This window comes from Parvibaculum sp., assembly GCF_030651915.1.
GTDB lineage: Bacteria > Pseudomonadota > Alphaproteobacteria > Parvibaculales > Parvibaculaceae > Parvibaculum.
On sequence record NZ_JAUSBV010000005.1, the window covers coordinates 1,106,047 to 1,129,452 of the forward strand.

At 64.3% G+C, this 23,406-nt stretch carries 18 protein-coding genes; 13 read left to right on the forward strand and 5 right to left on the reverse strand.

The genetic code is table 11. From position 1 onward, the window contains the following. The first annotated feature begins 70 nt into the window (after positions 1 to 70). Together hpf and ptsN are read left to right on the forward strand one after the other, a co-directional pair. Positions 71 to 652 (forward strand): ribosome hibernation-promoting factor, HPF/YfiA family, encoded by a 582-nt coding sequence (gene hpf, locus Q7V31_RS09705; RefSeq protein WP_304733864.1) that lies wholly within the window; start codon positions 71 to 73, stop codon positions 650 to 652. A 118-nt stretch (positions 653 to 770) separates the two neighbouring features. Further along, entirely contained in the window at positions 771 to 1,235 is a 465-nt protein-coding gene (gene ptsN / locus Q7V31_RS09710; protein WP_304733865.1) for a PTS IIA-like nitrogen regulatory protein PtsN, read from the forward strand. A gap of 76 nt (positions 1,236 to 1,311) precedes the next feature. On the opposite strand, the gene Q7V31_RS09715 is transcribed toward ptsN, so the two are convergent. Both Q7V31_RS09715 and Q7V31_RS09720 read right to left on the reverse strand, forming a co-directional pair. Next, positions 1,312 to 1,620: a DUF1150 domain-containing protein gene (locus tag Q7V31_RS09715; RefSeq protein ID WP_304733866.1), complete on the reverse strand. Its 309-nt coding sequence runs from the start codon at positions 1,618 to 1,620 to the stop codon at positions 1,312 to 1,314. A gap of 47 nt (positions 1,621 to 1,667) precedes the next feature. Beyond that, positions 1,668 to 2,138, reverse strand: coding sequence for an Hsp20 family protein (locus Q7V31_RS09720; RefSeq protein WP_304733976.1), 471 nt, complete (start codon positions 2,136 to 2,138; stop codon positions 1,668 to 1,670). 218 nt (positions 2,139 to 2,356) lie between these two features. On the opposite strand from Q7V31_RS09720, the gene Q7V31_RS09725 reads away from it, so the two are divergent. Both Q7V31_RS09725 and Q7V31_RS09730 read left to right on the forward strand, forming a co-directional pair. Then, a complete protein-coding gene (locus tag Q7V31_RS09725; protein ID WP_304733867.1) occupies positions 2,357 to 2,980 on the forward strand; it encodes a superoxide dismutase in 624 nt (207 codons plus the stop codon). A gap of 85 nt (positions 2,981 to 3,065) precedes the next feature. After that, positions 3,066 to 4,526, forward strand: a complete 1,461-nt coding sequence (locus Q7V31_RS09730; protein WP_304733868.1) for a DASS family sodium-coupled anion symporter — start codon at positions 3,066 to 3,068, stop codon at positions 4,524 to 4,526. Positions 4,527 to 4,529: 3 nt separating this feature from the next. Here the strand turns inward: Q7V31_RS09730 and Q7V31_RS09735 are convergent, their stop codons facing one another. Both Q7V31_RS09735 and Q7V31_RS09740 read right to left on the reverse strand, forming a co-directional pair. Beyond that, entirely contained in the window at positions 4,530 to 5,579 is a 1,050-nt protein-coding gene (locus Q7V31_RS09735; protein ID WP_304733869.1) for a Fe(3+) ABC transporter substrate-binding protein, read from the reverse strand. A 122-nt stretch (positions 5,580 to 5,701) separates the two neighbouring features. Further along, positions 5,702 to 6,748 (reverse strand): ABC transporter ATP-binding protein, encoded by a 1,047-nt coding sequence (locus Q7V31_RS09740; RefSeq protein WP_304733870.1) that lies wholly within the window; start codon positions 6,746 to 6,748, stop codon positions 5,702 to 5,704. A 93-nt stretch (positions 6,749 to 6,841) separates the two neighbouring features. Between Q7V31_RS09740 and Q7V31_RS09745 the strand changes: the two genes are divergently transcribed. The 8 genes from Q7V31_RS09745 (at position 6,842) to Q7V31_RS09780 (ending at position 20,570) form a co-directional block, all read left to right on the forward strand. After that, a complete protein-coding gene (locus Q7V31_RS09745) occupies positions 6,842 to 8,560 on the forward strand; it encodes an iron ABC transporter permease (protein WP_304733871.1) in 1,719 nt (572 codons plus the stop codon). A 137-nt stretch (positions 8,561 to 8,697) separates the two neighbouring features. Further along, positions 8,698 to 9,771, forward strand: coding sequence for an efflux RND transporter periplasmic adaptor subunit (locus Q7V31_RS09750; protein ID WP_304733872.1), 1,074 nt, complete (start codon positions 8,698 to 8,700; stop codon positions 9,769 to 9,771). A 16-nt stretch (positions 9,772 to 9,787) separates the two neighbouring features. Beyond that, positions 9,788 to 12,928: an efflux RND transporter permease subunit gene (locus Q7V31_RS09755; RefSeq protein WP_304733873.1), complete on the forward strand. Its 3,141-nt coding sequence runs from the start codon at positions 9,788 to 9,790 to the stop codon at positions 12,926 to 12,928. Between the two features lie 6 nt (positions 12,929 to 12,934). Then, entirely contained in the window at positions 12,935 to 14,770 is a 1,836-nt protein-coding gene (locus tag Q7V31_RS09760) for an acetyl-CoA hydrolase/transferase C-terminal domain-containing protein (RefSeq protein WP_304733874.1), read from the forward strand. Between the two features lie 33 nt (positions 14,771 to 14,803). Further along, a complete protein-coding gene (locus tag Q7V31_RS09765; RefSeq protein ID WP_304733875.1) occupies positions 14,804 to 15,529 on the forward strand; it encodes a glutathione S-transferase N-terminal domain-containing protein in 726 nt (241 codons plus the stop codon). A 175-nt stretch (positions 15,530 to 15,704) separates the two neighbouring features. Beyond that, entirely contained in the window at positions 15,705 to 16,265 is a 561-nt protein-coding gene (locus Q7V31_RS09770) for a PadR family transcriptional regulator (RefSeq protein ID WP_304733876.1), read from the forward strand. After that, positions 16,258 to 17,391, forward strand: a complete 1,134-nt coding sequence (locus Q7V31_RS09775; RefSeq protein WP_304733877.1) for an efflux RND transporter periplasmic adaptor subunit — start codon at positions 16,258 to 16,260, stop codon at positions 17,389 to 17,391. Before Q7V31_RS09770 ends, Q7V31_RS09775 begins: the two co-directional genes overlap by 8 nt. Further along, on the forward strand, positions 17,388 to 20,570 hold the full coding sequence (locus tag Q7V31_RS09780; protein WP_304733878.1) for an efflux RND transporter permease subunit: 3,183 nt from the start codon (positions 17,388 to 17,390) through the stop codon (positions 20,568 to 20,570). Before Q7V31_RS09775 ends, Q7V31_RS09780 begins: the two co-directional genes overlap by 4 nt. Before the next feature lie 6 nt (positions 20,571 to 20,576). On the opposite strand, the gene Q7V31_RS09785 is transcribed toward Q7V31_RS09780, so the two are convergent. After that, positions 20,577 to 21,413, reverse strand: a complete 837-nt coding sequence (locus Q7V31_RS09785; protein WP_304733879.1) for a fumarylacetoacetate hydrolase family protein — start codon at positions 21,411 to 21,413, stop codon at positions 20,577 to 20,579. 135 nt (positions 21,414 to 21,548) lie between these two features. Here Q7V31_RS09785 and recQ point away from each other — a divergent pair, with 135 nt between their 5' ends. Then, positions 21,549 to 23,378 carry a DNA helicase RecQ gene (recQ, locus tag Q7V31_RS09790; protein ID WP_304733880.1) on the forward strand — a complete coding sequence of 610 codons (1,830 nt, stop codon included), beginning with the start codon at positions 21,549 to 21,551 and terminating at the stop codon, positions 23,376 to 23,378. The last annotated feature ends 28 nt before the right edge of the window (positions 23,379 to 23,406 follow it).

Genomic DNA, 23,406 nt, shown 5'->3' on the forward strand with positions numbered 1-23,406 from the left:
AACACGCCGGATCCGGGCGACCTCGTCAGGCAGTCACTATTTGTAGCGTAGCGACCCGGAAAGGTCTTTCATGCAGGTTCAGGTCAGCGGTCATCATCTCGACGTCGGAGATGCGCTCCGCACCCATGCGACCGAACGCCTTCAGGCGGCGGTGACAAAATATTTCGACCGGCCGGTGGACGGCCAGGTCACGTTCAGCAAACAGGGCCATGAGTTTCGCGCCGATGCTTCGGCGCATCTCAGCTCCGGCATGCGCGTCAACGCGCAGGGCGCGGCCAACGAGGTCTATGCCTCGTTCGAGGCCGCGCTGGAGCGCCTCGAAAAGCGCCTGCGCCGCTACAAGCGGCGGCTGAAGAACCATAACCACGCCAACAAGGTGGAACTGCCGGCCGAGAGCTTTCCCTCTTTCATCATCGAAGCGGGGGACGAGCACGAGGAAGTGCCGGAAGATGCGCAACCCATTATCATCGCCGAAGGAACGACGGCCGTGCCGGTTTTCTCCGTCGGCGACGCGGTGATGCAAATGGATCTGAGCGACGTGCCGGTTGTCGTTTTCCGCAACCGTGCCGGCGGCGGTCTCAACCTTGTCTATCGCCGCACCGATGGAAATATCGGCTGGATCGACACAGGTCGCGACATTGCAAAGGCTTGACGAACTGAAAGCGAACCCGACCATAGCCGGGGCTTCCCGGACGACGACCGCGCCTCATGCACGCCGCATGACGCCGCGTCCCGTCCAGACAACCGCCCCGCAAAGCAGGACCCGGACCATGGAGCTTGAAGATCTGGTGCAGCCGGAGGGGGTCATCGCTCACCTCAAGGTCACCAGCAAAAAGCAGGCGCTGCAGGAACTCGCCGAACGTGCGGCGAAGCTGACAGGCCTTTCGGAGCGCGCCATTTTCGAAACGCTGCTGGAGCGCGAGCGTCTCGGCTCGACCGGCGTCGGACAGGGCATCGCCATTCCGCACGGCAAGCTCGGCGAGCTCGACCGCTTGCACGGGCTTTTCGCGCGGCTCGACACGCCGATCGATTTCGAATCCGTCGACGACCAGCCGGTCGATCTGATGTTCCTGCTGCTGGCGCCGGAATCGGCGGGCGCCGACCATCTGAAGGCGCTGGCGCGCATCTCGCGCCTGTTGCGCAATCCGGCCGTGGTCGAGAAGCTGCGCGCCTCCGAAGACGCGTCGGCGCTCTTTTCCATTCTCACCGAACCGGCGGCAACCAGCGCGGCTTGAGCGTTTATCCCTTCATCGACAAAAAGCCCCGTTCTCGCGAACGGGGCTTTTTTCGTGCGCGCCGGAACAATGTCCCTTAATGGACGCTGACCGGCTCCAGGTCGTATTGCCGGGCGCCGGCAAAAGCCGCGTCGCGGCTGTCGAGCACGGCCATGCGAATACCGTTGGCCGCATGCACCGCATAGAGGCGCGTATCGGCGGGCAGGTTCAGTTCGTCGCCGGCTTCGCCCTCGATCTCGCTCGCGCGCACTTCGCGCACATAGACGATGTTGGGCACGCCGACATTGGCGAACATTTCGGGCGTCAGGGCGCGGAAATCCTCCGTGCCCCAGCCGCTGACCGGTTCAATGTTCTCGGCCGCGTCGTTGTCCGTTTCGTTACGCATGGTACTCACTCCTTGTCCACCCTTCCTTCTTTAACGAAGCAAAGGGATTACTCCGTCGCGCCGGCGCGGCGCGTGTCCGGCACCGGACGCCCACCGGCCGCCGGCATCTCATCGACAATCTCGATCGTCTGAACGGTCTTTTCCGGCGCCGGCCGTTCAAGATCGATTTTCAGCAGGCCATTTTCGAGCCGCGCGGTCCGCACCTTCATGCCGTCGGCCAGCACGAAGGCGCGCTGGAACTGGCGTGCGGCGATGCCGCGATGGAGATAGGTGCGGTCGTCCTCATCGCGCTGCCGCCCGCGAATGACGAGCTCGCTGTTCTCGACCGTGACCGACAATTCGTCGCGCGAAAATCCGGCGACCGCCAGCGTGATCCGGAGTGCCGCGCCGGCCTCGGCCGCCAGTTGCTCGACATTGTAGGGCGGATAGCCGTCGGAGGCCTTGGCGGCCCGTTCGAGCAATCGTTCCATCTGCTCGAAGCCCAGCAGGAAGGGGCTGTTGAACTGGATCATGCGCATCGTCTCCAAAGCCCTGTTTGGCAAGCGACTTTGTTTCCGGCCCTTGTTCGGCACCGTTGCTTACTATGTGGGGATTCGCGTTTTGCGTTGCAAGAAGAGGGCTTGCCCTCGGGGCTGGCGGCCGTTGCGGCGGGGTTTTGTCCGGTTCTGCCTTGAAATCGCCCCATCGGCGGGTCATCGTCGCATTTACGGGCGGGGCAACGGCCGGAGGACAATCGATGTTCAAACTCGCCCCCCTTCCCTTTGCGAAAGACGCGCTTGAGCCGCATGTCTCGGTCGAGACGCTCGCCTGTCATTACGGCAAACACCACAAGGCCTATGTCGACAAGGTCAACGAACTGACAAAGGGCACCGACCTCGCCGATCTCGATCTCGTCGCGCTTATTCGCAAGGCGGCACGCGATACGACCCAAAAGACCCTCTTCAACAATGCGGCGCAGGTCTGGAACCACGATTTCTACTGGCAGTCGCTGGCGCCCGATGGCGGCGGCGAGCCCGGCGGGGCCCTGGCCGAGCGGATCGAGCGCGACTTCGGCGGCTATGACAATTTCAGGAAAACATTCAGCGAGACGGCGGTCGGCCAGTTCGGTTCAGGCTATTGCTGGCTCGTCTGCGGCGCCGACGGCAAGCTGAAAATCCAGGCGACCGCCAACGCCGAAACGCCGATCGCCGATGGCAAGGACGTCCCGCTGCTGACAACGGATGTCTGGGAACACGCCTATTATCTCGACTACCAGAACAGGCGCGCCGACTATCTCGACACCTTCCTCGATCATCTCGTCAACTGGGCGTTCGCCGAGGCAAACCTCGCCGCCGTCACCCGGCGCCAGGCGGCCGCGTAGGCGCGCCAAATCGGCGCTTGGTCGCCGCGCCCGCTTTTGACAGACTGTGCGCCGGTTGAACGCGGCAAAACAGGGGGCACGGGGCGTGGAGACGGAGACGATCGAGGCCGAGCGCGTCTCCTACAATCCGAAGGCCATTGTCGCGGGGCTTGCCGTATTCGCGCTGATGCTGGCCTTGCCGGCGCCCGAAGGCCTCTCGCCCGAAGGCTGGCGGCTGGCGGCGCTGGTCGCGCTGATGGCGATCTGGTGGGTCACCGAAGCGATCCCGGTCTACGCGACCGGCCTCCTCCCGCTGGTCGGCTTTCCGCTCCTCGGAATCGCCAGTATCGGCACGGCGGCGGCGCCTTACGCCAACCCGATCATCTTTCTCTTTCTCGGCGGCTTTCTGATTGCCGCCGCCATGCAGGCGACCGGCCTGCATCAGCGCATTGCGCTGCATGTACTCGCCCGCACCGGCACCGGCTCGCGTCAGCTTGTCGGCGGTTTCATGCTGACCGCCGCATTTCTCTCGATGTGGGTCTCGAACACGGCAACCGCCGTGATGATGGTGCCGATTGCGATGTCGGTCATTGCCATCACGGTTGCCGATGACGGCGTTCATGCGCCGCGCGGCGGTCTCGATGTGGCGCTGCTGCTGGCGGTTGCCTATGGCGCCAGCATCGGCGGCATCGCCACCCTTATCGGCACGCCGCCCAACGCCTTTCTGGCCGGCTACATGGCGCAGGAATACGGCCTCGAAATCGGCTTTGCGCAATGGATGCTCTTCGCGCTGCCGCTGTCGCTGGTGATGCTCGCCTGCTGCTGGCTGGTGCTGACGCGGCTTGCCTTTCGTCTCGACGGGCGGCCGATCGCAGGCGTCGCGGCGACGCTCGGCCGGGCGCTTGACGGTCTCGGGCCGATCCGGCGACCGGAAAAGACCGTTGCCGCCGTCTTCTTCTGCGCCGCCGCCGCCTGGATCGCTCAACCGCTGATCGCCACCGTCATTCCCGATCTCTCCGACACCGTGATCGCGATGCTGGCGGCGCTGGCGCTTTTCGTCATCCCGGCGGGCGGCGGCAAGCCGGCGCTCAACTGGGAGCATGCGAGCCGTGTGCCTTACGGCTTGCTGCTGCTGTTCGGCGGCGGCTTGAGCCTTGCCGCCGCTTTCGGCTCGACGGGGCTGGCGCTCTGGCTCGCCGGCGGTCTGGGCGCGGCGGCGGGTCTGCCGGCGATCCTCGTCATCCTGCTGATCGTCGCCACCATCGTCTTCCTGACCGAACTCACCAGCAACATCGCGACGACGGCGGCGATGGTGCCGCTGCTTGCCGGCGTCGCCGTCGGCGCCGGCATCCATCCGCTTCTTCTCACCGCGCCGGCGGCGCTGGCCGCCAGCTGCGCCTTCATGCTGCCGGTCGCCACCCCGCCCAACGCCGTCATCTTCGGCGCCGGCCATGTCACGATCCCGCAAATGGCCAAAGCCGGCATCTGGCTCAACATGTTCGCCATTATCGTCGTGACGCTGATGGCCTATGCGCTGCTGGGTCTCGCGTTTCCGCTGGTGGGGTGAGGCCTACTTCCACCCGGCGCGGTCGAAGATGCGCACCGCTTCGGGCTGGTTGCGGCCAAGCGCGCTGGCGTTCAGCGCGTCTTCCCTGAAATCGCCGAAACCGGTGACCGGACTGTCGATGACGACGCCGGGTACGGCCGCATATTCATGGTTCTGTTCGCTGAAGGCGCGCTGCGCCCAGTCGTCGGTCAGGAATTCGATGAAGCGGACCGCGTTGGCGCGGTTGGGCGCATGTTTCAGCACGCCGGCGCCACTGATATTGACATGCGTGCCATTGCCCTGCTGATCGGGGAATACAAGACCGACCGCTTCAGCAACCGCGCGGTCCTCAGCTTTGTCCGATCCCATCAGGCGGCCGACATAATAGGTGTTGACCAGCGAGATGCGGCATTCGCCGGCGGCAACCGCCTGGATATTGCCCGTGTCGTTGCCCTGCGGCTGCCGTGCGAAATTGGCGACCACGCCGCGGGTCCAGTTTTCGGCTTCTTCCGTTCCCTGATGTTCGATGATCGCGGCCAGCAGCGACAGGTTGTAGATATTCGACGAGGAGCGCATGCAGATCTCGCCCTTGTGCGACGGGTCGGCGAGATCGGCATAGGTTTCAAGCTTTTCGGGGCGACCCTTCGCCTTGTTGTAGATGACGATGCGGGCGCGCTTCGACAGGCCGAACCACAACTCATCCGGATGACGCAGATGTTCGGGAATGCGCGTCTGCAGAATTTCGGATGCCACCGGTTGAAAGAGCCCCTTCTCCTCGGCGCGCCACAGCCGCCCGGCATCGACGGTGATCAGCAGGTCGGCGGGGCTCTGCGTACCTTCGCGTTCGATGCGCGCGATCAGCTCGTCGCTGTCGCCTTCGATCAGGTTGATCGCAATGCCCGTCTCTTCGGTGAACTTGTCGTAGAGCGCCAGGTCGGTGTCGTAGTGGCGTGCCGAATAGATATTCAGCGTTGCGCTGGCCGATACCGCGTTTCGGTCGGTGCCCATTTGCGTGCCAACGATGAGCGCGATGGCGAGACCGAGGATAAGTATGCCGGCATAGAGACGTGACATGGATGTTCCCGGGTTCGAGGAGGAGGATTCGGCGTCTGGATTAACTTGATAACGACTATCATTCGCGCCGCCACCTCGTCATGTGACAGATTTATGACAGTTTTGTGACAGAGGGGGTGTTTTCAGGTTTTGGCAGCGAAGATGAAGCTGCCTTGCGGCTCGAAGTGAACGGCCGCCGAGGCGCCGATTTTCAACCCGCCGAGGTCGGGCACACGGGCGCGCAACGGTTCGGTGGCGGGCGCGCCGGTGGCCGAGAGCAGCACCAGCCAGTCCCGCCCGAGAAACCGCAAGTCACTGATTGTGAACGTGTTTTCGTCGCCGTTTGCCGGTGCGAGGCGGACCGCTTCGGGGCGCATGATCACCTCCACGGCGGCGCCGTCGCGGTAGTCCGGCGCCGGCAGCGGCCCATAGGCGGTCACCGCATGGCCGCCCGACACGGTCGCCGGAAAGCGCTGCGCCTCGCCGAAAAGCGAGGCCACGAGGGCACTTGCGGGATGTGCATAGAGTTCGGCGGGCGTCGCGCATTGGGCAATGCGGCCGGCCTCCATCACCGCGATCCGGTCGGCGATTTCCATCGCTTCCATGGGGTCGTGCGTGACGACAAGCGTAATAACGCCAGCGCTTTTCAGCGCCCGGCGTGCGTCCTCGCGCAGAGCGCGGCGGCGCGTCACGTCGACGCTCGCAAAGGGTTCGTCGAGCAGCATCGCCGCCGGTTCCGGCGCCAGCGCGCGGGCCAGCGCCACGCGTTGCTGCTGGCCGCCCGACAGGGTGTGCGGGTAGCGCGGCTCGAAGCCCGAAAGTCCAACAGCGGCAAGCCTTTGGGCGATGATGCGGGCCTGCTCGTCCTTCGGGCGACGGTTGATGCCGAAGGCGATATTCTCGGCCACGGTCAGATGCGGAAAGAGCGCGTTGTCCTGAAAAACCATGCCAAACGGCCGTTTTTCAGGCGGCAGCGCGCGGCCCGGCATTGCCAGCATGGCGCCGTCGAGATCGATCGATCCCTCCTGCAGCACCTCCAGTCCGGCCGCCAGTCGCAACAGCGTCGTCTTGCCGCTGCCCGACGGTCCCAACAGGCAAAGAATCTCGCCCGCCCGCGCCTCCAGCGAGACGCCGGACAGCACCTGAAGGTCGCCATATCTGTGTCCGACATTGCGGAACGCCAGCGTCATCCTTGCCTCATCCGGCCTTTTCCCTCGGAAACTCTTGCAAATGCGTAGCAAAATTACTTTGCCGCAGAGAGCGGTATTTGTCACAAAGGCGGCATGTCAGTCACGGAAAAATTTCGGATTCCCGGTGGGACAGGAAGCCGCGCCGCCTCGGGCTGGACGCTGGCGGCGCTCGCCGTCGCGCTGGTGCTGCTGGCGCCGTCGCTGACAGTGCTGGCGAGCCTGGCGCTGCCAGCCAGCGAGAACTGGGCACATTTACGCGCAACCGTGCTGCCGGGCTATGTGGCGAATACGCTCTGGCTGATGGCGCTGGTCGCACTGATGGCCGGAACAATCGGCGTCGGCACCGCATGGCTCGTCGTCTCGACGCGCTTTCCGGGTCAACGCCTGTTCAATTGGGCGCTGGTGCTGCCGCTGGCGGCGCCCGCCTACATCGTCGCCTATGTCTATACCGATCTACTGGCCTTTGCCGGACCGGTGCAGACGGCCTTGCGGGCGCTGACCGGCTGGAGCGGCGGCGAATACAGCTTTCCCAACATTCGTTCGCTGCCGGGCGCAGCGATCGTGCTGAGTCTCGTGCTCTATCCTTATGTCTATTTGCTGGCGCGAACGGCTTTTCAGCGGCAATCGGCGGCACTTTTCGAAGCGGCACGCATGCTCGGCGCGCGGCCGTGGCGCGCCTTCATCCGCGTCGCGCTGCCTTGCGCGCGTCCGGCGATCGCGGGCGGCCTCGCGCTTGCGCTGATGGAAACAATTTCCGATTTCGGCGTCGTCGATTATTTCGCCGTGCCGACGCTGACGACCGGCATTTTCCGTACCTGGTTCAGCCTTGGCGATGCGCTGGCTGCGGCACAAATCGCCGCCTGGCTGTTTCTTTTCGCACTGGCGCTGGTGACGATCGAAATGATCAGCCGTCGCGGCCGTGTCGCCAATCCGCTGTCGCGCGACATGGCGGCGCGGCCGGTGACGCTGAAGGGGGGGCGGGCGCTTGTCGCCATGCTGGCCTGCGCGCTGCCGGTGCTGCTCGGCTTCGTCGTTCCCGCCATTGTGCTTCTGCGCTATGCGCTGATCGAAGGCGATCCGCTGGTGGGGCGGAATTTTCTCGACTTCGCCTCGAATAGTCTTTTTGTCGCCGGCATCGCCGCAGCACTTGCGACCGGGCTGGCGCTGTTGCTCGCCTATGGCGAGCGCCTTCATCCGACGCCCTTCAATCGTATTTCGATCCGTCTCGCGACGCTCGGCTATGCGCTTCCAGGTGCGATGATCGCCATCGGCATCCTGACGCTGACGACCGATATCGACCGCGCACTGGCCGGCTTTGCCGAGACGCATCTCGGCTTTTCGCCGGGCCTGCTGATCACCGGCTCGGTGGCGGGCCTTGTCTTTGCCTATGTCGCGCGCTTTCTGACCGCCGCTTTCAATGCCTGTCACAGCGGCCTTGAAAAGATCCATCCCTCGCTCGACGCCGCCGGGCGCAGCCTCGGCGCCTCGCCCAGTCGCGTTCTTGGCGCCATCCACATTCCGCTGTTACGCGGTGCGCTGGCAAGTGCCGCCTTGCTTGTCTTCATCGACGTGATGAAGGAACTGCCGGCGACGCTGCTGCTGCGTCCCTTCAACTTCGAAACGCTCGCCACGCGTACCTACCGGCTTGCGTCCGACGAGCGCCTCGCCGAGGCCTCGACAGCGGCGCTGACCATCGTCGCACTCGGCCTCATTCCGACGATCCTGCTCAGCCTGTCGATCGCGCGATCCGGCATCCGGCCGCCCGCGCCGCCGGCAATGACCGAGTCCGCACACGCAAATGTGACGCCTTGAGCCGTCCACGCGGCGCACAAAAGGCCGGTGCTGCTTGAAATCGCCTCCCCATCGGCCAAACTCGAACTCCGTGTCATAATTTGGCCGGATGATTGCACCATCATCCGAGTCTTTGCTTGTCCCGAGTTGGAGCCTGCATGCGCCTGTCGACGCCACACGCCACGATTCTCGCTCTTCTGTTGCTGCCCGCGAGCCTTTCGGTCGTCCATGCGCAGGAGCGGGCGCAGAACGTGATCGTCGCACCGGCTGTCATCGACCGATTTGTCGATCAGGTCGAGGCGCTCGGCACCACCTTTGCCAATGAAAGCGTCACGATCACTGCCAATGTATCGGACAGGGTGGTGGAGATTCTTTTCGAAGATGGGCAACAGGTCGAGCAGGACCAGATTCTGGTGCTGCTCCGGCGCGACGAACAGCGCGCGGAGCTGGAAGCGGCGGAAGCGGTTCTCGCCGAGCGGCGGACTGCCTATAACCGCGCCAGCGAACTCGAGCGGCGGCAATATACGGCGACAGCCCAGCTTGAGGAACGGCGGGCGGCGCTGCGCCAGGCAGAGGCCAATCGCGACGGTGCAAAGGCACGTCTCGATGACCGCGAGATCCGCGCGCCTTTCGAGGGCGTGGTGGGCTTGCGCAACATCAGCCCCGGCACACTCGTGACGCCCGGTAGCGTCATCACGTCGCTCGACGATCTCGATCCGATCAAGCTCGATTTCACGGTGCCCGCCGCCTATCTCGCCAATATCCAGCCCGGACTGGCGATTGTCGCGACGACGACGGCACTGCCGGGAAAGGAATTTCGTGGCACCGTTCGCAGCGTCGCCACCCAGGTCGATCGTGTCACACGTTCGATCACGGCACGTGCCCTCATCGCCAATGAGGACCACGCGCTGAAGCCAGGCCTGCTGATGACGGTGCGGCTTCTTAAAAATCCGCGCGACGCGATCGTGATCCCGGAAGAAGCGCTGGTGCCGTCGGGCACACAGAACTTCGTCTTCGTCATTGACCGCGCCAGCAACAAGGCCGAGCGGCGCGAAATCGAAACCGGCGGGCGGCGGCCCGGCGCCGTTGAAGTGGCGAGCGGTCTCAAGCGTGGCGAGCTCGTTGTCACGCATGGCACGATGCAGGTGCGCGACGGGATGACCGTCAACATCGTCAATGAGGAAACGCCGGAACAGACGCTCGGGCGCCTCGGCGCGACGGTCGTTCAGTAGGACGCGAGGGGGAGCCATGAAACTTTCCGACGTCTCGGTCACCCGGCCCGTCTTCGCCGCCGTCATCAGCATGCTGCTGGTCGCTTTCGGCCTTGTCGCCTTCGACCGGTTGCCCTTGCGCGAATATCCGGACATCGATCCGCCGATCGTCTCGATCACCACCGACTATCGCGGCGCGGCCGCGGCTGTTGTCGAAACGCGCATCACCGAGGTCATCGAGGAGCGCATTGCCGGCATCGAGGGCATTTCCTTCGTGCAATCCTCAAGCGAGGATGGACGCTCGCGCATCACCATCGAATTCAACCCGGAACGCGACATTGACGCGGCCGCCAATGATATTCGCGACCGTGTCTCAGGCATTCTCGGCAATCTGCCGGTCGAGGCCGACCCGCCGGACATCCAGAAAGCCGATTCCAGCGACGACGTCATCATGTGGCTCAACGTCGTCAGCGACCGGTTGTCGATGCTGGAGTTGACCGACTATGTGGAGCGCCATCTTGTCGACCGGTTTTCGACGCAGGACGGCGTGGCACGGGTCAGGCTCAGCGGCGCGCGCAGCTATTCGATGCGCATCTGGCTCGACCGCACCGCGCTTGCAGCCCGCGCGCTGACGGTGGGCGATGTCGAGGCGGCGCTGATCGCCGAGAATGTCGAGCTGCCGGCCGGCAGCATCGAATCCGTGCAGCGGCAATTCACCGCCCGCGTCGAGCGCGGCTTTCGCAGCGAAGAGGATTTCCGTCAGCTTGTGCTCGGCCAGGGCAGCGACGGCTATCTGGTACGACTCGGCGATGTCGCGCGCGTCGAGCGCGCGGCGGCCGAAGAGCGGACGTTCTTTCGCGGTAATCGCGTGCCGATGGTCGGTATCGGCATCATCAAGCAGTCGCAGGCCAACACGCTCACCGTGGCGCGTGCAGCGAAGGCCGAGGCCGAACGTCTTGCGCCCGGGCTGCCCGAGGGCATGGATATTCGCCGCAGCTACGACACCAGCGTCTTCATCGAGGGCGCGGTCAACGAGGTCTACAAGACACTGTTCATTGCCATCGGTCTCGTCATCCTGACGATTTTCGTCTTTCTCGGCAGTGCGCGGGCGACGCTGGTGCCGGCCGTCACCGTCCCCGTGTCGCTGATTGCGCCCTTTCTGGTGCTCTTCGCGCTCGGCTTTTCGGTCAACCTGCTGACATTGCTGGCGCTGGTGCTCGCCATCGGGCTCGTGGTCGACGACACGATCGTGGTACTCGAGAACATTTACCGGCGCATGGAGGAAGGCGAGACGCCGCTTGTCGCCGCCTATCGCGGGGCGCGACAGGTCGGCTTCGCCGTCATCGCCACCACCGTGGTTCTGATTGCAGTCTTTGTGCCCCTCGCCTTTGTCGAGGGTGCCATCGGTCGCCTGTTTTCGGAGTTCGCGATCACGATGGCCGCGGCGGTCGCCTTTTCGAGCCTCGTCGCCCTCAGCCTGTCGCCGATGTTGTCGTCGAAGATACTCCGGCCGACATCCAATCACACCCGTTTCAATATCGCCGTCGATGCGGCGTTCGACAAGCTCAAGACGCGCTACCGCGAAGCGCTGGGCCGCGCGCTCGACAGGCCGTCGATCACGATGGCGACATTCGGCGGACTTGTGATCGCGGCACTGGGCCTCTTCATCGTCATCCCGTCCGAATATGCGCCACGCGAGGATCGCGGTATTTTCTTCGTGATGGTCAACGGACCGGAAGGGGCCTCGTTCAATTATATCAACGACTACATGACCGAGATCGAGGACCGATTGATGCCGCTGGTCGAGAGTGGCGAGATCAACCGGCTGCTGGTGCGCGCGCCGCGTTCGTTCGGAAATCTGTCAAGCTTCAACACCGGCGTCGCCGTCGTCGTTCTGGTCGACTGGAGCGAGCGGCGTTCGGCCTGGGAGATCATGGCCGATGTGCGCGCCCGCGTTGCCGACCTGCCGGGCGTCACCGCCTCACCGATGATGCGGCAGGGCTTCGGCCGCGGCGCCGCCAAGCCGGTGCAGTTCGTCATTGGCGGCGGCTCCTACGAGGAGCTCCGGGAATGGCGCGACATCCTGATCGCGGCGGTTGAGGTGGACAATCCCGGCCTCGTCAATATCGACCACGACTTCAAGGAAACAAAACCGCAGCTTCGCGTCGAGATCGACCGCAACAATGCCGGCGATCTCGGCGTGACGGTCGGCAATATCGGGCGCACGCTGGAGACGGTGTTCGGGTCGCGGCGGGTGACGACCTTCACGTCCGGCGGCGAGGAATACGATGTCATTCTGGAAGGCGAGCGCTCAGCGCAACGAACGCCCAGCGACATGAGCAATGTTTTCGTGCGGTCGGAGCGGACCGGCGAACTGATTCCACTGGCCAACCTTGTCACGGTGACCGAGGCCGCCGGGCCGGCAAGCCTCAATCGCTACAACCGGATGCGCGCCATCACCATCGATGCCAACCTGGCCGATGGCTATACGCTTGGCGCAGCGCTGGAACACATGCGCGATCTCGCCCGCCAGCATCTGCCCCCGAATGTCGCCATCGACTATCGCGGTCAATCGCTCGACTTCATGCGGGCGGGCGGCGCGCTCGGCTTCATCTTCGTGCTGGGGCTGATCGTTGTCTTCCTGGTTCTGGCCGCACAATTCGAGAGTTTCGTTCATCCGGTCGTCATCATCCTGACGGTGCCGCTGGCGATCACCGGCGGGCTCTTCGGGATATGGATCAGCGGCGGCACGATCAATCTCTACACGCAGATCGGCCTGATCATGCTTGTGGGGCTCGCGGCCAAGAACGGCATTCTGATCGTCGAATTCGCCAACCAGTTGCGCGACGAGGGGCGGGAGTTCAGCGAAGCGCTGGTCGAGGCTTCAGTGATCCGCCTGCGCCCGATCCTGATGACGGCGATCACCACCATCGCCGGTTCGGTGGCGCTGATCCTGTCCTTCGGCGCCGGCGCAGAGACGCGCACGGCCATTGGCGTCGTTATCTTCTCGGGCGTCATCGCCACTACTATTTTTACGCTCTTCGTGGTGCCGGTGGCCTATCAGGCGCTGGCGCGCCGGACCGGGTCGCCGGGCGACACGCAGCGCCGGCTCGAAGAGGAGATTGAGCTGGTCGGGGGCGCCGTGCGCCGGCCGCGACCGATGGAAGGGGCGGAATAGGATCCGATGCAACGACAACCCGAACGCTTTGACAATGCCGAGCGACTGGCCGACGCGATCATCGCGCGGGTCGGCCGTGACATCGTGCTGGCGCTGCCGCTCGGCCTCGGCAAACCCAATCACATCGCCAATGCACTGACCGAACGGGCGATCGCCGATCCAACGATTTCGCTGCATATCCTGACCGCCCTGACGCTTGAGCGGCCGCGCGCATCTGGCGATCTCGAGCGCCGCTTTCTCGATCCCGTCAGCAAGCGCCTCTTCGCGGGCTATCCCGACCTTCTTTATGCGACGGCGCTGCGGCAGGGAACGCTGCCCCCCAACATCGAGGTTCATGAATTCTTCCTGATGGCCGGGCGCTGGCTCGGGTCGCCGCGTCAGCAGCAGAATTACATCTCGGCCAACTACACGCATGTCGGGCGCTACATTCTCGACCGCGGGGTCAATGTGCTGGCGCAGCTTGTCGCGCCGCCGGCGCACACAGGCGGCGGTTACAGCCTGAGCTGCAACCCCGACGTCACGCCGGATTTCCTCGCCGCGCGCCGCGCGGGGCAGGCGAATTTCGTCTTCGCCGGGCAGGTCAACGAGGCACTTCCCTTCATGGACGGACGGGCCGAGGTTCCTGCTGACGATTTCGACTTCATACTTGAAGGCGACGCGTTCCGCTTCCCGCTTTTCGCACCGCCGCGCGAGCCGGTGACGGCGACCGATTATGCGATTGGTCTCAACGTGGCCGGACTCGTACCCGACGGCGGTACGCTGCAGATCGGCATCGGTTCGATCGGCGATGCCGTCGGTCAGGGCCTTGTCCTCAGGCACCGGCGCAATGCGGACTGGCGGGCGATGCTTGACCGGCTCGGCGGCGTGCCGCGCGAGACGGCACATTTCGAGGAGGGGCTCTATGGCGCCAGCGAAATGCTGGTCGAATGCTTTCTCGATCTGATGGAGGCCGGTATCGTCAAGCGCGAGGTCGACGGCGCGGCGATCCATGCGGGCTTCTTTCTCGGTTCGCGAAGCCTTTATGCACGTCTGAAGGACATGACGCCCGCGGCGCGACGCCGTATCGCGATGGTGCCGGTTTCCTTCGTCAACGAACTCTATGGCGACGAGGCGAATAAGCGCTCGGCGCGCAAGGGCGCGCGCTTCATCAATACCACGATGATGGCAACGCTTTTCGGCGCTGTTGTTTCCGATGGTCTGGAAGACGGGCGCGTCGTCAGCGGCGTCGGCGGGCAATACAATTTCGTTTCGCAGGCCTTTGCGCTTCCCGATGCGCGCTCGGTGATCGCGCTGCGCGCCACGCGCGAGAAGGACGGCGAGACGCTTTCGAATATCGTCTTTTCCTATGGCCACCAGACGATCCCGCGCCATCTGCGCGATTTGGTTGTGACCGAATACGGCATCGCCGATCTGCGCGGCAAGACCGACGCCGAAGTTATCGCCGCCATGCTCGGCGTGACGGACTCGCGTTTCCAGGCGGCGCTGCTCGCCCGCGCAAAGAAAGCCGGCAAGATCGCCGCCGACTATGAAATTCCCGCTGACCGACGCGACAACCGTCCCGAGCGCGTTGCCGTCGCGCTCGCGGAAGCGAAGGCGCAGGGTCTGCTGCCGCTCTTCCCCTTCGGCAGCGATTTCAGCGAGGTCGAGCAAGCGCTGATGCCGGCGCTTGGGCGGCTGTCACGCGCCTCGAAGCGGGAGCTCGCGCGCCTCGCGCTGAAGGGCGGCCCCTCAAACGCGGCGGCCGATGCCTGTCTTGAACGAATGGGGCTCGCAAAGCCGTCATCTTTCAGCGAAAGGCTTTATCGCCGCCTCTTGCTGGCGGCGCTTGCCGCCCCTACCTAGAAATTTGCTGCTACGCGCTGGGAGGGCACCCGCATGATCGATCTCTATTACTGGCCGACACCCAACGGCAAGAAAGTGACGATCCTGCTCGAGGAGTGCGGCCTCGATTACAAGCTGATCCCGCTGCATATCGGCCGCGGCGACCAGTTCAGCCCCGAATTCCTGAAGCTCAATCCCAATCACCGGATGCCGGCCATGATCGACCATGCGCCAATGGGCGGCGGCGCGCCGATCGGCATTTTCGAGTCCGGCGCGATGATGATGTATATCGCCGAAAAAGCCGGGAAGTTCTTTCCGCAGGACCCCCACGGCAAGTACGAAGTGATCCAGTGGGTGATGTGGCAGATGGCCAATCAGGGCCCGAAGCTCGGCGAGTGCGGCCATTTCCGCCGGCTGGGCGACCGCGAGGGCGACCAGTCCTACGCCGTGCGCCGCTTCACCGACGAGGCCAACCGGCTCTATGGCGTCATGAACAACCGTCTCTACGACCGGCGCTACTTGGCCGGCGACGAATACACGATCGCCGACATGATCTGCTACCCATGGGCCGTCAACTGGAAGGCGCAGGGGCAGGAGATCGCGGAGTTCAAGCATTTCAGGCGCTGGCTCGAGGAGATCGGCGAGCGGCCGGCGGTCCAGCGCGGCATGGCGGCAGGCGGCGACCTTTCGATGGACCTGTCCAAAATGACGCCCGAGGAGCAGGAGAAGGTCCGCAAGATGCTCTACAACCAGCGCGCGCGACCGGCGCCGGATGCCTGAGACACAGCCACATTTCGTCGCGTCGCGCTGGTGTTGCGTGTTTGCCGCAGTGCAAAAAAATACAGAAAAGAGCGCGAAAAGCGCGCATCAGGCTCTTGGAATTTAATATATCGGTCCTATATAGGTTCGATATATCGGTCCGTCATATGGGACCGCGACATGGACACCCCCCGCGATGCAAGTCACGACGCTCTGTCTCGGCGCGTTGGTTTTTGGCGAAGCCACAGGCTACGAAATCAACAAGATGTTCGAGGATGGCCCTTTCAGCCACTTTCTCGACGCCAGCTATGGCTCGATCTATCCGGCGCTGACGCGGCTGACGGATGAAGGGCTTGTCACCTGCAAGGAAGAGCAGCAGGAGCGGCGCCCCGACAAGAAAATCTATGCGCTGACCGAAAGAGGCCGGCAGAGCCTGCGCGATGCGCTGCATATGCCGCTGGCCGCCGACAAGTTTCGTTCGGAATTCCTGTTCGCCGTCCTTTTCGCCCATTTGCTGCCGCGCTCGCGCGTCGCCGAACTGGTCGATCAGCGTCTGGCCGAAATGAAAGCCAAGACCGAAGAACTCGCGACACGCGATCCGGGCGACACGCCGGGGACGGATTTCGCGCGCCTCTACGGTCACGCCGTCTATTCGGCATCCGTCTCCTTTCTCGAGAACAACCGGCACCTGATCGAAGACATAGCGGCGGACGACAAGCCGCAGGACAACCCCAAAGCAGTACATACTCATGTTTGAGCGTCAGCGGAAAATCATCGAACAGACCGGAAGCAAACTCCACCGCTCGCATCTGATCGCGATCGGCATCGGGGTGGCGATCGGCCTCTGGTTCATCAGTGGCCTTTTCGGCGGCTCGAACGGCGATATCAACGAAATGACCGCGGCCGAGCGCGATGCCGCCAACGCAATCGTTCCCCAGGTGCGCGTTGTCACATCGACTGCGACCGCCCGGCAGGGAACGGTGGCAATCCGCGGACGCACGGCGGCGAAGCGTGCCGTCGAAGTGCGCGCCGAGACGCAGGGTACCGTGTCGGAGCTGCCCGTCGAAAAAGGTGCGCGGGTCAAGGCCGGCGAGGTGCTGTGCGGCATCAATCTCGATGCCCGCGACGCACAGCTTGCCGAGGCCAAGGCGATGGCACGGCAGCGTCAACTTGAATATGACGCCTCGCGCCAGCTGGCCGAAAAAGGCTACCGCGCACCGACCGCGGCGGCGGCTTCGAGAGCGGCGCATGACGCCGCCCAGGCGCGTCTGAAGCAAATGGAGATCGCGGTTGCCCAGACAAGGCTCGTCGCGCCCTTCGACGGCATATTCGACGACCGCCGTGTCGAGGTTGGCGACTATCTGCGTGTCGGCGATGTTTGCGGCCTCGTCGTGGAGCTCGATCCGCTGCTGGTCATCGGTCAGGTTTCCGAAGACCGGGTCAGCGCGCTGCGGATCGGCCTGCCGGGCCGGGCCCGGCTGATCACGGGTGAAACCGCAGAGGGCACCGTCAGCTTTGTCGCCAAGACGGCCGACCCGGCGACACGCACATTCCGCGTCGAGCTTGAAGTTGCCAATCCGGATTTCGGGATGCGCGCCGGCATCACGGCGGAAATCATCGTGCCCGGCGACGAAGTTCAGGCTCATCGCATTCCCAGTTCCGTGATCGCGCTCGACGACAAGGGCGTGATCGGCGTCCGCACGGTGGATAAAGACAGCCGCGTCAAGTTCAACGCGATCCAGCTGGTCGACGATACGCCCGACGGTCTCTGGGTTTCCGGTCTTCCGCATACGGTGACACTCATCACCGTCGGCCAGGATTACGTGATCGAAGGCCAGAAGGTCGAGGCAATGCCCACCGCCCAGCTGGGAGCCGGCCTGTGAACGGTTTTATCGACGCAATTCAGGGACGCACCCGGACCGTCATGACGACCATGGTCTTGATGGTCATTGCCGGTCTCATTTCCTATGTGACGATTCCGAAGGAAGCTGACCCCGACATCCCGATTCCGATTTTCTACGTTTCGATCACACATCAGGGCATCTCGCCGGAAGATGCCGAACGGCTGCTGATCCGTCCGATGGAGACGGAGCTGCGCTCGCTCGAAGGGCTTGAAGATATCACGGCCACAGCCTCGCAGGGCCATGCCGGTATCGTGTTGCGTTTCGATGTCAGCTTCGACAAGGACAAGGCGCTGCTGGATGTACGCGAGAAAGTCGATCTCGCCCGCGCCAAGCTCCCGGCCGATACCGACGAGCCGACGGTGCGCGAATTCAACGCCGCACTCTTTCCCGTTCTGATCGTGACGCTTTCGGGCGAAGTGCCGGAGCGGACGCTCTACGAGGCGGCGCGGCGGCTGAAGGACGAGATCGAAGCGGTTCCAACCGTATTGCAGGCCGAGCTTGTCGGCCACCGCGAGGAGTTGCTCGAAGTTGCGATCGATCCGGCCAAGCTCGAATCCTATGGCATCGCCCAGGCCGAACTCATCAACATCGTGACGATGAACAACCGGCTGGTCGCGGCGGGCAGCATCGATACCGGCCAGGGCCGCTTTTCGGTCAAGGTACCCGGACTGTTCGAATCGCGTGAAGACGTCCTGACCTTGCCGGTCAAGGTTTCCGGCGACGGGATCGTGACACTTTCGGACGTCGCCGAGATTCGCCGGACCTTCAAGGATCCGGACGGCTATGCGCGCTTCAACGGCCATCCGGCCATCGCCATCGAAATCACCAAGCGGATCGGCACCAACATCGTCGACAACAACACGCATGTGCGCGCCGTCGTCGACGAATTCACGACCGACTGGCCGGAGGCGATCCATGTCGATTTCACACTGGATGCCTCAAGCTGGATCCATCGTTCACTTGGTTCGCTCCAGTCCTCGATCACGACGGCCATCGTGCTGGTGATGATCGTCGTCGTGGCCGCGCTTGGCCTGCGTTCGGCGCTGCTCGTCGGCATCGCCATTCCCACCTCCTTCATGATCGGCTTCCTGTTCCTTTCGGTGACGGGCTACACCGTCAACATGATGGTCATGTTCGGCATGCTGCTGTCCGTCGGCATGCTGGTCGACGGCGCCATTGTGCTGGTCGAATATGCCGACCGCAAAATGTCGGAAGGACTCGACCGGCGGGGGGCCTACGGACTTGCGGCCAAGCGCATGTTCTGGCCGATCGCCGCTTCCACGGCGACGACGCTCGCCGCCTTCCTGCCGATGCTGCTGTGGCCCGGCGTCAGCGGCAAGTTCATGAGCTATCTGCCGATCACGCTGATCGTCGTGCTTTCGGCCTCATTCCTCACCGCCCTTGTCTTCCTGCCCGTGCTCGGCTCGCTGGTCGGCAAGGCCGAAAGCGCCGGCAGCGATGTTTTGAAACTTCTCGCCGGCGCGGAGACGGGCGACATCCGCTCGCTTCCCGGCTTCACCGGCGCCTATGTCCGGCTGCTCGCCCGGCTGATCTACTATCCGGGACGGATTCTCGCCGGAACCGCCGTCATTCTCGTCGTCACGATCGCGCTCTTCTCCAACTTCAACAATGGCGTCGAATTCTTCGTCGACACCGAGCCGGAACAGGCGATCGTTCTGGTGAGCGCGCGCGGCAATCTGTCGGCTCAGGATACGCTGACGCTGGCGCGCGACGTCGAAGATATCGTGCTTTCGACCGATGGCGTCAGGACCGTTTTCACGCGCACCGGACCTGGCCTCGGCTCGGGGCCCGTCGGCCGCGGCGACGTGCCGAAGGATCTCATCGCGCAGCTGATGATCGAGTTGAAGCCCTATGAGGAACGGGCCAAGGGCGCCGTCGTTCTCGATGAAATCCGCCAGAGGACCGACAAGATCCCCGGTATCAAGGTTGAACTGCGCAAGGTCGAGGACGGCCCGCCGACCGGCAAGGACATCCAGATCGAGCTGACATCCAACGATTATGGCCGGCTGCTGCAGGCCGCCGCCACCGTTCGCGATCATCTCGACCGGAATGTTGACGGGCTGATCGACGTCGAGGACGGACGGCCGCTGCCCGGGATCGAATGGGTGATGACGGTCGACCGCGAACTGGCCGGCCGTTTCGGCGCCGATGTGACCTCGGTCGGCGCGACGATCCAGCTCGTCACCAACGGCATCCTGATCGGCAAGTACCGGCCCGACGATGCACAGGACGAGGTCGATATCCGGGCGCGTTTCCCCGGCGACTATCGCGTGCTCGACCAGCTCGACCAGTTGCGCGTTCAGACTCCGCATGGCCTCGTGCCGATTTCGAATTTCGTCACACGGACGGCGCAGCCGCAGGTCGGCACGATCGAGCGTATCGACGGCTTTCGCCGGATCATGGTCAAGGCCAACACCGCCTTCGACCGCGAGACGCAGACCAAGATCAATATTGACGAGAAGACGCGCGAGATACAGGAATGGATCGAGACACAGGATTTCGGCGCCGGCGTTCGCGTGAAGTTCCGTGGTGCCAATGAGGAGCAGAAAAAGGCATCGAACTTCCTCGGCGGGGCGCTTGTCGGCGCCATGTTTTTGATGTTCGTGATCCTGCTGACGCAATTCAACAGTTTCTACCATTCGGTGCTGACGCTCTCGACGGTTGTGCTCTCGACCGTCGGCGTGCTGATCGGGATGATGGTCACCGGCCAGCCCTTCTCCGTCATCATGACGGGCACGGGCATTGTCGCGTTGGCCGGTATCGTGGTGAACAATTCGATCGTGCTGATCGATACCTATCAGCGCCTGCTCGGCGAAGGCATGGAGGTCGTCGAGGCGGTGTTGCGCACGGCGGGGCAGCGTCTCAGGCCGATCATGTTGACCACGATCACCACCATGTTCGGTCTCTTGCCGATGGCGCTGCAGATCAATTTCGATTTCGCCGCGCGCGAAATCATTCTCGGCGGCCCGGTCGCGGCCTGGTGGGTGCAGTTGTCGACCGCGATCATTTTCGGTCTCGGCTTCTCGACGCTTCTGACGCTGGTGCTGGTGCCGGTGCTGCTGGCCGCGCCGTCGACCTTCAGGGAGCGGCGCAGGGGTTCGGCGCGGTTCGGCGCGATACCACACGCGGCCGAATAGGCACGCCTATTCGGCGACAACGGGGTTGGCCAGCAGGCCGACCCCCTCGATCTCGATTTCGATCCGGTCGCCCGGCTTCATCCAGACGGGTGGCGTGCGCGCGAAGCCGACGCCGGCCGGCGTGCCCATCACCAGAACGTCGCCGGCCTCCAGCGTCAGGCAGTCGCTCAGAAGCGCGATCGTCTCGTCGACCGGGAAAATCATGTCGCGCGTATTGGCGCTTTGCATCGTCGCGCCGTTGAGGCGCGAGGCGATGTTGAGGCCCGTCGCGCCCGGCGGCAATTCATCCGCCGTCACGAAGACGGGGCCGAAAGGGCCGGTGGTGTCGAAATTTTTGCCGATGGTCCATTGCGGCGTGCGGCGCTGATAATCGCGCACCGAGACATCGTTGAAGCAGCTGTAGCCGGCCACATAATCGAGCGCTTCGGCGCGGGCGACGTGGCGCGGCACGGTGCGGCCGATGACGGCCGCCAGCTCGGCCTCGAAATCGAGCTGTTCGGAAACGCGGGGCCGCACCACCGGGCGGCCGTGGCCGACCAGCGAGGTCGCACCGCGCATGAAGAAATTCGGATAGTCGGGCTTTTCGCGCCCGCCTTCGGCGGCATGTTCGGCATAGTTGAGGCCGAGACAGATGATCTTGCCGGGCCGCGGGATGACCGGCAGCAGCGTCAGCCCGTCAAGCGGCAGGCGCGGGCCCGTTGCCGCCTTTGCCGCTTGCGCGAGACCCGTCGCGCCGGCGCGGAGCGCGTCGATCAGCGCGACGGTGCCCAGATCGGCGACCTCGCTGCCCTCGACCAGTCCAAGCCGCGCCGCGCCCGCCGTTTCGAATGTCACAAACCGCATCGATTCATCCTCCGCCGCTGCCGCTTCCTTATCCCATGCGGCGCGGCCGCGCGCCAGATCGCAACTTTCCCCGAGGCGCTCCCCATGCGACGGTAAGGTCCCGATTCGCCTCTCCTTCCCGGATAGTGTCCCCCGATGAATGCCCCCGCCGCCGCGCACGCTCCCGAGCGGCAAATCCTGAAAGACGTTTTCGGCTTCGACAGCTTCCGCCCCGGCCAGGAAGCGGCGATGCAGACGCTGCTGGCGGGCCGCCATCTCCTCACCGTGATGCCGACGGGCTCGGGCAAATCGCTCTGCTTCCAGGTGCCGGCACTGGTCAAGGGCGGGCTGACCATCGTCGTCTCGCCGCTGGTGGCGCTGATGCAGGATCAGGTCGCCGCCCTCCGTCTGGCCGGTGTCGCCGCCGACAGCATCAATTCGGCGCAATCGCGCGACGACAATGTCGCCGCCTGGCGGCGCGCGGCGGCCGGCGAAACGCGGCTTCTCTATCTGGCGCCCGAACGGCTGATGACCGCGCGCATGCTGGAAGCGCTGCAGCGGCTCGATGTGCGGCTGATCGCCGTCGACGAGGCGCATTGCATTTCGCAATGGGGGCCGGCCTTCCGGCCCGAATATGAGGATCTGGCCCGCCTGCGCGACCTCTTTCCCGGCGTGCCGATCGCGGCGCTGACGGCGACCGCCGACGAAGCGACGCGGGCCGACATTGCCGAGCGCCTGTTCGGCGGCCGCGTCGACATGCTGGTGCTCGGTTTCGACCGGCCGAATATCCGTCTCACCGTTTCGCCGAAAGCCGACTGGAAACGGCAGCTCGTCGACACGGTCGGCCGTCACGCCGGCGCCAGCGGCATCGTCTATTGCCTGTCGCGCCGCAAGACCGAGGAGACGGCCGTGTTCCTGACCGGCGAAGGGGTCAAGGCACTCCCCTATCACGCCGGCATGAGCAAGGAAGCGCGCGAGGCCAACCAGAACCGCTTCATGACCGAGCGCGGCATCGTCATGGTCGCCACCATCGCCTTCGGCATGGGCATCGACAAGTCGGATGTGCGCTATGTCGTGCATGCCGATCTGCCGGGCAGTCTCGAAGCCTATTACCAGGAGATCGGACGCGCCGGGCGCGACGGCCAGGCGGCCGAAGCGCATATGCTGTTCGGGCTTGGCGACATCCGCATGCGCCGTTCCTTCATCGAGGCGGAGGAAGCCGGCGAAGAGCGGCGGCGGCGCGAGCATCGCCGTCTCGACGCGCTGCTGGCCTTCTGCGAGGCGCCCGGCTGCCGGCGGCAGTTGCTGCTGTCCTATTTCGGCGAAGCGTCGGAACCTTGCGGCAATTGCGACACCTGTCTCGATCCAGCCGAACTCACCGACGGCACGGCGGAAGCGAAGCTGGTGCTGGCCGCCATCCGCCAGAGCGGCGCGCGCTATGGCGCGGCCCATGTGATCGACATTCTGCGCGGCAGCGAAACCGAAAAGGTGCTGGCGAACGGCCACAATGATCTTGCCGTCTTCGGCGCCGGCGCGGCGCGGCGCAAGCCCGAATGGCAGGCGCTGATCCGGCAAATGACGGGATCGGGTTTTCTCGCCGTCGATATGGCCGGCTATGGCGGCTTGACGATCGCCGACAAGGGCGCGGCGCTCGACCGGGGCGAGGGCGTCTTTCTCTACCGGGCCGAACATGTCAAGCGGCGGCGCGAGGCGCGCAAGGGCGAGGCCGCGGCGGCGATGAGCGACGAGGCCTCGGCGCTGCTGGCCGCCCTCAAGGAGTTGCGTCTCCGGCTTGCCCGCGAGCGTCAGGTCCCGGCCTATGTGATCTTTTCCGACCGGACGCTGGCCGACATGGCCGAAAGGCAGCCGCGCAGCGAGGCGGAGTTTGCCGTCGTCAACGGCGTCGGCGCGGCCAAACTCCGGGATTTCGCCGATATTTTCCTGACCACGATCCGCGCCCATGAGAGCGGCCCTCCGGCCGCTTGAACCGCGCCGCCCTTGCGCTACCTTTCTG